The sequence below is a fragment of the Limnohabitans sp. genome (assembly GCF_040400975.1).
In the GTDB taxonomy this organism is placed as follows: Bacteria; Pseudomonadota; Gammaproteobacteria; order Burkholderiales; family Burkholderiaceae_C; genus Limnohabitans_A.
In genome coordinates this window covers 1-11011 of record NZ_JBBAPF010000044.1, presented here as the reverse complement: position 1 = coordinate 11011, position 11011 = coordinate 1, and the positions used below count along the sequence as shown (strand labels likewise).

The window sequence follows — 11011 nt, the reverse complement described above, 5'->3', positions numbered from 1 at the left end:
GCCTTCGAACAGTTGCACCTTGTTCAAGCTCAAAGCCAAGACTTGGTAACGCTCATTCAAAGCAAGAGTGGCTCCAGGTCGTCCAAGAAATCGTCCGTCCCCTCCCCATCAGCCCACCGGCAAATAGCGGATATTTTTTCCCGTTAATTTGCAATTTTCATCATTTTTAATTTGATTTTTTAGGATTATTGAGCAAATCATGATCAAACCTCAAACAGAATCATTGTTGCAAGAAATAGCCACAGAAATGGCATTTCTGACTCCTGGGCAAGCGCAGGACTTGAAACCATTGACAGACCTGCTCTCCCTTTTGGCGCAAGACGGTGCAGCCCAAGCCCTGCCCCAAGCGCGCAGCGACTTGGACTGGTCGCTGAACCTGTGCCGGCAAGCGCTCTCACAGCACATCGGTTTGAGTCCTTCCGAAATCAACGACTTACAAAGCAAGTTTGAGCGACTGAGCAACGCCCTGTACATGGGCTCAACAGAGACATCACCGACACCAGAGACCGTGGTCATGCTGTCCACACCGCTGTCTGAGGAGGCCAGTTTCACACTGGGAGCGAATGACGACTTGGATTTCCTCAACGAGTTTTGCAACGAGGGGCGTGATCTCCTTCAACAGATCGAGCAAGGTGTTTTAGCGCTTGAAGAAAATCCCCAGCGCAAAGACACCTTGAACCAAGTCTTCAGGGCGTTTCACACCTTCAAAGGCGGCGCAGGTTTTATGGGCATAGAGCCCATCCAGCGCCTGGCGCACGAGTTGGAGTCCTTGCTGGACGCTGCGCGACAAGACAAATTGCGCATCAACCGCGAAGTCATCGACATCATTTTGGCCGGTGGTGACGCGCTACAGCATTACGTCAATGCCATTGATCGGCAGATCAAAGGAGAAGGCCGAGGTCAAGCCATTGTGGTGCCCACGGCCGCCTTGATGGTCCGAGCACAAGCTTGCCTCAATGGCGATCCGCAAGCACCACAAACGCCGCAAAACCCACAGTTGCCGCCCGTCGGCACCGCCCATGCACCCGACCCCCTCCCCTCACCCAGCGCCCCGCCCCCACCCCAGCATGCGGCCAAGGACACAGAACAGGCCGCCCCCCTGCCCAGCAAAAGCAAACGGCGTCCCGATTCCCTGGCCGCTTTTGTCAAGCTCGACACCGGCAAACTCGATGCGCTGGTGGAACTGATGGGTGAACTGGTGATCGCGCAATCCATGGTGGTGCAGCACCCTTCGGTGCAAGCATCCAAAGACAGGGAACTCGAACGCGATTTGCGCCAGCTCACACGCATCACCACCGAATTGCAGCACAACGCCATGTCGCTGCGCATGGTGCCGCTGCGCTCTGTCATGCAAAAAATGGAGCGACTGGTGCGCGACCTGTCCACCGCTCAAAACAAAAGCATCCAACTGCACCTGAGCGGCGAAGACACCGAGTTGGACCGCAAAATCGTCGAAGACCTGGCCGACCCCCTGCTCCACATGATGCGCAATGCCGTCGACCACGGCATCGAAACGCCAACCCAACGCATGGCACTTGGCAAAACGGCCCAAGGCAACATCCACCTGCAAGCATCACACCAAGGCGGCGGTATCTTGATCTGCATCCGAGACGATGGCAAAGGTCTGGACGCCGCCAAAATCCTTCACACAGCACATCAACGCGGCCTCATCCCGTCGGACAGCAAGCCCAGCGAAAAAGACATCTACAACCTGATTTTTTTACCTGGATTTTCTACCGCCGACAACGTGACCAAAATTTCGGGGCGCGGCGTAGGCATGGACGTCGTGCGTGGCAGCATCAACAAGCTACGGGGACGGGTGGACATCGATTCGGTGCCAGGCCAAGGCACCACGTTCAACATCTTTTTGCCGCTCACCCTGGCCATCATCGACGCCATGTTGGTGGGGGTCGGCACCGAACGTTTCCTTGTGCCCACGGTGACCATTCGCGAATCGCTGCGGCCACAACCGGACATGGTCTTCACCGTGCAAGGCAGCGAAGAAGTCATCCGCGTGCGCGGCAAGCTGATCCCCTTGATCCGCCTGTCCGACAAATTGGGGGTGCCATGCCAGGCCCACAACCCCTGCGACGGCATTGTCGTCGTGGTCGATTTGGGCAACCGGCAAAGTGCGCTCTTGGTGGACCGTCTGATCGGCAAACACGAAGTCGTCATCAAGTCACTGGGCAACACCTTCAAGGACCACCAAGGCATGTCCGGTGCTGCCATCCTCGGCGATGGCCGTGTGGCGCTGATCATCGATCCGGTCGCCATGGGCCAACTGCCCTCCATGGCCGCCGCAGCGGTTTGACCAGCATCGCAACCCCAAAAGACAAGCGCAAACCATGATCCAACTGACCTCCCCCCATTTGCCCGATCCGGGCAAATACCTCACCTTTGCCTTGCACAACGAGTATTACAGCGTACCCGTGCTCAAAGTGCGAGAAATCATGCGCCTGTGCCCCATCACGCCTGTGCCCCGCATGCCCGCCTTCATTCAAGGCGTGATCAATTTGCGCGGAAAAATAGTGCCCGTGATCGATCTGAGAGAACGGCTTGGCTTACCCAAAGCAGTCAACACAGAACGGGCCTGCGTGGTCGTCGTGCAATTTGACACTTCAGAAGGCCAAGCACAGCTGATGGGCATGGTGGTGGACAGCGTCGAAGAAGTCTCGCACTTTCACCCACTGGACTTGGAGTTGCCACCCGATTTTGGCAGCGACATCGACAACCGATTCATCACCGGCATGGCCAAAAGCAAAGACACCGTGAAAACCCTGTTGGACTTGAATCGTTTGCTCAACTTTGTGGGCCCGTTGGTTCTGCCAACCCTTGCCCCTGCCCCAACCGTTTAAACCACTCATCACTGCACATCACCGGGAGCCACCACATGTTGAACCTCAAAAAATTACTCACAGGCTTTGTCTTCCTGTTTTTGGCCAGTTTGGTGGGCATTCCAGCGGTCAGCTTCTTTTTGACCGCACCCATCAAGATCGGCGGGGACCTTTACCAAAACATTACCCATAACAACGAAATCTTGGCCTCGATCATGCCGCCGGACGTTTATTTGATCGAAGCCGAATACATGGTGGTGCAAACCATGGTGCAAGTCTACAAAACCCCGGACTCGACCACCCTCACCGAAAACAAAGACGTCAAACGACTGATCGCAGAGACACCACGGATTGAGCAAGAGTACAAGCTCGCCTATGACCGCTACATCAACAGCCCACTGACCACACCTGAAGTGCTCAAAGACCTGGAGACAACAGACAAGCACGTACAGCGCTACTTGAACTTGATCAAAACCCAATTTTTGCCTGCTCTGACCGGGGGTGATACGGCCAAGATCGTGGCCACATTCGATTTGATGACCGAATCCTTTGTCGCCCATCGCGAAGCCAATGAGGCCATGTTGGCCAAAATCCGCGCAAACATTGAACAAAACAAGGAAAAAGCCGAATCCGTCAAGAACCAAGTCAACTGGAGCGTGACCCTGTTTTCTTCGGGCGTGCTGGTGCTGGTTCTGATCATTTTGTTCATGGCATACAAAGTCTCCCTCAAACCCTTGATGCAGATGGCCCTAGACATCTATAAGGGCACGGAACAAAGCCGCATGGCCTCCAGCCAACTCACCGAGGCCAGCCAAAAACTGGCCCAAGGTGCCAGTGAGCAGGCCGCCGCCATCGAAGAAACCAGCGCCTCTTTGGAAGAGGTGTCCAGCATGATTCACTCCACCGCCAAAAACGCCGAGCAAGCCAAACAACTGGCCACGCAAACCCGTGAAAGCGCGCAAGAAGGGGTGCGCAGCATGGCGGCCATGACCACCGCCATGGCCGACATCGAACGCTCCAGCAGCGATGTCGCCAAAATCGTCAAAAGCATCGACGAAATCGCCTTCCAAACCAACATCCTGGCCCTCAACGCCGCCGTGGAAGCGGCTCGCGCAGGCGAGGCAGGTGCGGGCTTTGCCGTCGTCGCCGACGAGGTGCGCTCCCTGGCCCAGCGCAGTGCCATGGCCGCCCACGAATCGGCCGAAAAAATCGAAGCCTCCATCCGCAACAGCCGCATGGGCGCTGTATCGCTCGAACGGGTCCACGAATCCTTGGGACAAATCGAAGTCAAGATCGGCCAAACCGATGCGCTGGTCGCCGAAATCAGCTTAGCCGCCCGCGAACAAGCCCAAGGCATTGAACACGTCAGCGTCGCCATCGATCAAATGAGCAAAGTCGCGCAATATACCGCAGACAGCGCCAGTCAGATCGCCCATGCTGCAGAGCAAACACACAGCCAAGCCATGAGCGCGGAAGACCTGGTCGATCAAGGCATCCAAGTGATAGGTTTCAGTATCCATCGACAAGACCGCGCACCCTCAACGCGCCCCACCCCCAAAGTCACGCCCCAAAAACAACGCAGCGAGCGCGTCAGCGCAAGTGCGGCAAAAACCCACCGCGCCCACGCTCAAAATCACCTGGCCTACGGCGACAAACCACAACTGCATGCACCGGAGCCAACGTCTGAGCAGCACTTCAAAGACTTCTGAACCCGCTCTGCATGACCGCTACAACTCAATGGGGCTTGGATCGACTCCCACCGATGTCCGACCAGACCTACCAAAACCTGTGCCGCCTGATCCACCAACAGAGCCGAATCAACCTGACCCCCAACAAGCTCATCTTGTTGTCCAGTCGGCTGGGCAAACGGGTGCGCGAATTGGGTCTGAGCTCTTGGGACGATTACCTGCACTGGCTCCAGCAACACCGTGAATCAGAGCTGGACACCCTGATCGACCTGATCGCCACCAACCACACCCATTTTTTTAGGGAAATCGTGCACTTTGAGAAGGTCTCTTCGCAATTGCTGAACGAACTCTTGCGCCACAGCCCTACGGCGGGTCAAGTTCTGCGCTGCTGGTCGGCTGCCAGCTCCAGTGGCGAAGAAGCCTTCAGCCTGGCCATCGTATTGAGTGAATATGCTGCGCAAAAACCGGGCGGACTGCGCTGGCAAATTGACGCAACCGACATCTCCAACCGCGCCATCCAAAAAGCCAGACAAGCGGTGTACCCGATGGACAGACTGGGCCTGCCCGAGCCCTCGTTGATGCACAAATACTTTCAAAAAGGCAGCGGCCCCTTCTCGCAAAGCTGCAAAGTCAAAGATGAGCTGCGAAGAAAAGTGAACTTTCACAGAATGAACCTTTTTGACAAAAACTATGCAATCCCCCAGCCGCAGCATCTGGTGTTTTGTCGCAATGTGTTGATCTATTTCGATCTCCAATCGCAAGCCGAGCTGATTCACCGCATGCACGATGTACTCGAACCCGGGGGCTACCTGATCGTGGGCCACTCCGACAGTTTGCTGCGCACACCCCACCCCTTCCAAGCACTTGGCAACAGCATTTACCAGCGAAAGCGATAAACCATGTGGACGGGCAAAACACCACGCATCAAGGTCCTGGTGATCGACGACTCGGCCTTGGTCCGAAAAACCATCACAGAAACACTGGCCCTGGACCCCGAGATCGAAGTGGTCGGCGTGGCCAACGACCCCTTGATCGCCATGGACAAAGTCGCACGGCTGCAGCCCGATGTGATCACACTGGACATGGAAATGCCCCGCATGGACGGCCTGACCTACTTGCGCCAAATGCAGGCAGAACGATCGCCTGTGGCGGTGGTGGTCATCAGCTCGCTCACCCAACAAGGCTCCAACGTCGCGCTCGCGGCCATGGACGCCGGAGCCAGTGAAATTCTGGCCAAACCCGACGGCAACACCTCGATTGGCGCATTGGCCGCCAAACTGTCATTCCATGTCAAAGCAGCTTATGCCGCCAAACAACGCATTCGCCACCACGCCAAAGCCCCAGTCGCACAAGCGGTCAGACCAGCCCAAGTCTGCCACCCCGCCAGCCATGCCAAACGCGCAGACCGCCGATTGATCGTGATCGGAGCCTCCACCGGCGGCGTCGAAGCGCTCAGAAGCCTTCTGCCCGCACTGCCCCAAGGTTTGCCGCCCATCTTGGTCGTGCAGCACATCCCGGCATTTTTCTCCAAGGCCGTGGCCGAGCGCCTGAACACACTGACCCCTTATGAAGTGCGCGAAGCCGTCAACGACGAAGCCATCTTGCCCGGCGAATGCCTCATTGCACCCGGCAACCACCACCTCATGGTGGTGGCCGACGCGCACGGCTACCGCACCCGCCTCACCCAAAGCCCGCCAGTGCACCACTGCCGCCCAGCTGTCGATCTTTTGTTCAGATCGGCTGCACAAACCGCAGGCGCGCGCACCCTGGCGATCTTGCTCACCGGCATGGGCAGCGATGGTGCCCTGGGCATGCATGCCATACACCAAGCGGGGGGGATCAACTTGGCCGAACATGAAGACAGTTGCGTCGTCTACGGCATGCCCCGTGCCGCCGTCAATCTGGGCGTGGTCGACAAGTTGGTCAAGCTCGATCAAATGCCCAAGGCCTTGCTGGAAGCCTTGGCCGAACTCCCCAAATGAGCCGCATCAACCCATGAACGACACGACAAACGCCTTCGACAAGCTTACACAGACAGCACAAACACACACCGCCAAAACGCAAAACATGCTCCAAAGCGCCCGGCTTTTGGTGGTCGACGACAGCAAATTGATGCGCATGGGCATCTCCCGATCGCTGCGTCAATTGGGCGTCGAGCACATCGAACTGGCATCCAATGGCCGCGAAGCCCTGCAACTGCTCAGTCAAGAAGCATTTGACCTGATGCTGCTCGACGTCGAGATGCCCGAAATGACCGGCTTGGAAGTGCTGGCAGACATGCAAAACAAGCCCGAACTGCGCGGCTTTCCGGTGATTGTGATCTCAGGCGGACAAGACATCGAAGACGTCGTCCGCTGCATCGAAATGGGCGCAGAAGACTACCTGCCCAAACCCTTCAGTCCCGTGCTGCTCAAAGCCCGACTGACCACCTCCATTGAAAAAAAACGCTTGCGCGATCTGGAAACCATGCAGCGCCAACAGCTGCAAATACAGCACAAACAACTGGCGCATGAACAAAACAAAACGGAAAACCTGCTGCTCAACATCTTGCCCCAATCGGTCTCACAGCGGCTAAAAGGCGGTGAAAAGCGCATCGCCGACGCGCACCAGGATGTGTCGGTGCTGTTTGCCGACCTGGTCGGTTTCACCGAACTGTCCAAAGGCATGTCGGCTGCAAAACTGGTTGACATGCTCGATGAAATATTTTCTTCTTTTGACGACATTGTGGGCAATGCGGGTGTGGAAAAAATCAAAACCATCGGTGACTGCTACATGCTGGTGGGGGGTGTTCCCGAGCCCCGAGAGGACCATGCCCAGGCTGTTGTGAATGTGGCATTTGCCATGCTGTCAGCCCTCCAAAGCATCAACCATCAGCACGGCACGCAGCTGCAAATTCGGGTGGGCATCAACAGCGGCCCGGTCGTGGCGGGCGTTATCGGCATGCACAAGTTCACCTACGACCTGTGGGGCAACACCGTCAACATTGCCAGTCGCATGGAATCAACCGGTGCCGTCGGCAAGATTCACATCTCGCCGTCAACGGCTGAAAGACTCGACAACAAATTTGTTCTGCAAGAGCGCGGCGCCATCACCATCAAAGGCATTGGCCATCTGGAAACCTTCTTTGTTCAGGGCCAACGCGTCCCCTAAGCCCAGCCGCCCGTGAACCAACTGCCCCTGACCCCCAACAACTGGCCTGAAGGCCTGCACCAAGCTTGTCGTCTGCTGCGAATGAATTGGCAGGCCCAATGGGATGGCCTGCCCCGCATTTTGACGCTCTGCCAACAATCGTTGAAGCTTGTGCAGGCAACCGATCACGACACCATCGTGCTGAACCAATTTGCCCAATGCGTCGCCCACGACATCGAGCAGCAATTTGCAGACAACACGCGCCCCACAGAGCCGGCCTATCACAACCGCCTGCACACGGCCGATGTATTGATCGTCTTGACCACCCTGCTGCACATCCTGCATGCCACCCATGCAGCACACGACGACAAAACCTGGTCCAGCGCCTTGTTGGCCGCCGCCGTAGCGCATGACTACAAACACCCGGGCGGCGTGAACCAATTTGCATTTCAAATAGAGCGTGCCTCATGGCAAGGGGTGCAGCACATTGCACAAACACTGCCTTCAATCTGGAAACAACGCATTGAGCGTTGGATCCTTGGCACCGACGTTCAAAGCGTTCACTTGAACCACCAACGCATTGCAGACCACGCCTTTGAATGGGTGGACCCTTGGGCTCAAGTGTTGCTCAATGAAGCGGATATCTTTATCAGCGCAACGTCTGAATTTGGCCCGGGCTTGAGCGATGCACTGGCGCGTGAATGGCAATGCGCGGGTTTTGTGGGCCACAGCCGGGTGTCTACAAAAGCCGGTCGCGCCGATTTTTTGCGCGCCGCGCGTTTTTCCAGCCCAGCAGCCAAAGCCTTGGGTATTCAAGCGCAAGTCCAACAACAACTGACCCCATAAATCAACAGGATTGACCTCATGACCGCTTCCCAATACGACTTTGTGATCGACTTGAAAAAAATCGAAGCCATCGGAACCTTGCACCCAGACTCGATTGAGGCACGAGAGGCCTACCACCAACATGGCCTGAGCAGTGAAGAGAGGCTCTACTACCAACTGATCCAAGAGTTGGCACTGGACACGGCCGCTTACAAACCAGGGACAGTGCTGTTCGAGATGGGGCAAGCCGTGACGCAGGGCTACATCATTCGGCAAGGCGATATCGAACTGCGAACCGACGGACGGATTTACAGAGTCGGGCCAGGCGCAGTGCTGGGACTGGCATCGGGTTTGGCCAACCTGCCGCACAACATGAGCGCAAAAGCCTTGACCGTTGTGACCGCCAACCTCATACCGCAAAAAGTATTCAACACGCTCAACACGTGCCATATCGGCCTCAGAGGCATCAACCGAAGCACCATCATGCGCACACTCAACCTCAGCAGCGTTCCTGAAAGCCTGAAATGAGCACCTTCAGTGAAATTTCATTTGCCACAGGCGAACACCTTTTTGAAGCCGGCCAACCCGCCGACAAACTCTACATCATCAAATCAGGCTGCGTAGAACTGATCGACAGCCGAAGTGGTGAGGTGTTTGTCACCCTGAATGCGGGGCAACCCTTTGGTGAGCAGGCGCTGCTCACAGCGGGCGTGCGCAGCGCAACGGCCCGGGCCAAAGAACCCACGGTCTGCATGGAACTGACAGCCACGGGCTTGCAACAAATCCTGCAAAAAGAAAGCGCACACAGTCGAATTGTCTTCAGGGCATTGCTGCTGCAACTGTTGATGACCAATCGTTTACGCCACAAATGACCATAGGATCGCTCCTTTACAGCGCGCCGCGGCAGACGCCAGCGACATCCCCTGCAGGCCCCTTTTGGCACCGGCCTTGACCAGTGCCCCCATGAGGCGCCGGCCAGAGGCCGGCGGAATGCACTCCCGAAGAAAAACCCGGGGCACGGAAACTGCAAAACCCGCTCCTTTCCGATGAAAAATTCGCCGCTACGCGGCGCTGCAGGCGCGGCCCCAAGGCCGCACCCCATTCAAAAGGCCCAAAAATTCAAATGTCAAAACTCAAAATCCGAAGTCGCTCCACGGGCCGCCAAAACCACCTCACAACACCGCCGCGACGCGGCTGCTGTAGGCGTCCATGTGGTCGTTCAAGTCGCCGCCGAAGAGGTTGGCGGAGGCGTGGCCCGAAGGCGTGGGCGCGGCCGTCCAGAAGTAGCCGGAGCCGGACCAGCCGCCCGGAATGTTATCTTCCGCAGGTCCGACACCGGTCGACGAAGTGGCCGTCATGGGTTGCACCGCACCCACCGTATTTGCGCCTGCGCCGAAGTTGGCGGCGTAAAGCGCCATCATCTCCGCCAGGCTCGCCAGCCGGCTGGTGTTTGAATTCTGGGTGGTGTGGTTACCCGCGGTGCTGAGCGCAGTGTTGTAATTCATGGTGGACGCCGATGGTTTGGCAATCTGGAATTCCCAGACCTGCGCCTGAATGTCGGTGACAAAACCCAGCGCGGTATTGCTGGTCGAGGCCTCTGTTCCCGAGAGCCCCGGGGTATTGTAGTAATCCCAATCCCCCCCAGAATCACCGTCGCGGTTGGCTGTGTTCAGATTGAAAATGGTCGCCGAGTCGCCATTGTCCAGTAGCGTCCAAAAGCCAATGCCATTGCCATCCGGGTCGCCATAGAAGTACACAAACACATTGCCGGTGGGCTTGTCTTGCACCGAGTAGTTTTGGCTGACCTGCCCAGTGTCTGTGGCCTGCGCCGTGCCGCTGGCCACCAGAAACAGGCGACTGGCTTCACCCGCTTCCAGGGCGCCATTGCCGCTGGTGTCCACCGAGAGCTTGTGCACGCCGCTGCCATGGGTGTTGTGGGTGGCTTGCTTGAGGGCTGTGCTGTTGGGGGCAAAGGTGATGGTGTAGTCGCCGGTGGTATTGTTGTAAGTCCAAGTCACGCCGTTGCTGCCATTGGTGAGCTGGGTGCCGATTTCTTCTGTGCCATTGATGCGGTCGTTGTCCAGATAAAAGCGGATGGTGCTTTGCGCCCCTGCGGCGGCCTTGCCGGTGATGGTGAAGCCGGCATCGAATTCAGCGTCACTGACGATATCGGTGCCCGTGACCCGGTCGATGTATTGGTTCAAGGGCGCGGAGCCGTTGGCGGTGCCTTGGGCATTTGTTGGGCTGGCATAGCTGACAAGCTCCGCGCTCCATGATTGCAGCGCATCGGTGGTGGTTTTAGTAACGCCGGCGGTGTTGCCGGCCCCATCGCTTTGCCACAGGCCAAACATTTGGGTGGACGTCAGTGCGCCCAGTTGCGTGCGGGTCAGTGCAGCCTGTTGTGTGTTGTCCAGGCTGGCCAGTGCTGTGGGCGTCAGGCCGCCCACGGCTGCAGGGTCCAGCGCAGCAATATCTGCCGCGTCAAAGCTGTCGAGCTGGGTGGAGGTGATCCCAGCCGCCTGGCTGGAGTCGATG

At 57.3% G+C, this 11011-nt stretch carries 9 protein-coding genes and 1 pseudogene; 9 read left to right on the top strand and 1 reads right to left on the bottom strand.

Annotated features, from left to right (window positions below; all coding sequences use genetic code 11):
* Window positions 1-280 precede the first annotated feature (280 nt).
* From ABWQ00_RS15205 to ABWQ00_RS15165, 9 genes are read left to right on the top strand one after another with little or no spacing between them, the layout of a single operon-like run.
* On the top strand, window positions 281-2311 hold the full coding sequence (locus ABWQ00_RS15205) for a chemotaxis protein CheA (RefSeq protein WP_353239505.1): 2031 nt from the start codon (window positions 281-283) through the stop codon (window positions 2309-2311).
* A gap of 34 nt (window positions 2312-2345) precedes the next feature.
* Entirely contained in the window at window positions 2346-2855 is a 510-nt protein-coding gene (locus ABWQ00_RS15200; protein WP_353239504.1) for a chemotaxis protein CheW, read from the top strand.
* Window positions 2856-2890: 35 nt separating this feature from the next.
* Complete coding sequence (locus ABWQ00_RS15195) at window positions 2891-4543, top strand: methyl-accepting chemotaxis protein (protein ID WP_353239503.1); 1653 nt, start codon at window positions 2891-2893, stop codon at window positions 4541-4543.
* Between the two features lie 11 nt (window positions 4544-4554).
* The gene (locus ABWQ00_RS15190; RefSeq protein WP_353239502.1) at window positions 4555-5418 is read left to right on the top strand and encodes a CheR family methyltransferase; all 864 of its coding nucleotides are present in this window, start codon (window positions 4555-4557) and stop codon (window positions 5416-5418) included.
* Window positions 5419-5421: 3 nt separating this feature from the next.
* Window positions 5422-6504, top strand: coding sequence for a protein-glutamate methylesterase/protein-glutamine glutaminase (locus tag ABWQ00_RS15185; protein ID WP_353239501.1), 1083 nt, complete (start codon window positions 5422-5424; stop codon window positions 6502-6504).
* 13 nt (window positions 6505-6517) lie between these two features.
* Window positions 6518-7672: an adenylate/guanylate cyclase domain-containing protein gene (locus ABWQ00_RS15180; protein WP_353239500.1), complete on the top strand. Its 1155-nt coding sequence runs from the start codon at window positions 6518-6520 to the stop codon at window positions 7670-7672.
* A gap of 12 nt (window positions 7673-7684) precedes the next feature.
* Window positions 7685-8497: a hypothetical protein gene (locus ABWQ00_RS15175; protein ID WP_353239499.1), complete on the top strand. Its 813-nt coding sequence runs from the start codon at window positions 7685-7687 to the stop codon at window positions 8495-8497.
* Window positions 8498-8515: 18 nt separating this feature from the next.
* Window positions 8516-9004 (top strand): cyclic nucleotide-binding domain-containing protein, encoded by a 489-nt coding sequence (locus tag ABWQ00_RS15170; protein ID WP_353239498.1) that lies wholly within the window; start codon window positions 8516-8518, stop codon window positions 9002-9004.
* Window positions 9001-9348: a cyclic nucleotide-binding domain-containing protein gene (locus ABWQ00_RS15165; RefSeq protein ID WP_353239497.1), complete on the top strand. Its 348-nt coding sequence runs from the start codon at window positions 9001-9003 to the stop codon at window positions 9346-9348. Before ABWQ00_RS15170 ends, ABWQ00_RS15165 begins: the two co-directional genes overlap by 4 nt.
* 300 nt (window positions 9349-9648) lie before the next feature.
* On the opposite strand, the pseudogene ABWQ00_RS15160 reads toward ABWQ00_RS15165, so the two are convergent.
* Window positions 9649-11011, bottom strand: a pseudogene (locus tag ABWQ00_RS15160) (hypothetical protein); the annotation flags it as partial.

Bases quoted from the DNA above. Each gene is read 5' to 3' on its own strand.
- ABWQ00_RS15185 (WP_353239501.1), top strand. From the start codon at position 5,422: ATGTGGACGGGCAAAACACCACGCATCAAGGTCCTGGTGATCGACGAC.
- ABWQ00_RS15170 (WP_353239498.1), top strand. From the start codon at position 8,516: ATGACCGCTTCCCAATACGACTTTGTGATCGACTTGAAAAAAATCGAA.
- ABWQ00_RS15180 (WP_353239500.1), top strand. From the start codon at position 6,518: ATGAACGACACGACAAACGCCTTCGACAAGCTTACACAGACAGCACAA.
- ABWQ00_RS15190 (WP_353239502.1), top strand. From the start codon at position 4,555: ATGACCGCTACAACTCAATGGGGCTTGGATCGACTCCCACCGATGTCC.
- ABWQ00_RS15195 (WP_353239503.1), top strand. From the start codon at position 2,891: ATGTTGAACCTCAAAAAATTACTCACAGGCTTTGTCTTCCTGTTTTTG.
- ABWQ00_RS15200 (WP_353239504.1), top strand. From the start codon at position 2,346: ATGATCCAACTGACCTCCCCCCATTTGCCCGATCCGGGCAAATACCTC.
- ABWQ00_RS15165 (WP_353239497.1), top strand. From the start codon at position 9,001: ATGAGCACCTTCAGTGAAATTTCATTTGCCACAGGCGAACACCTTTTT.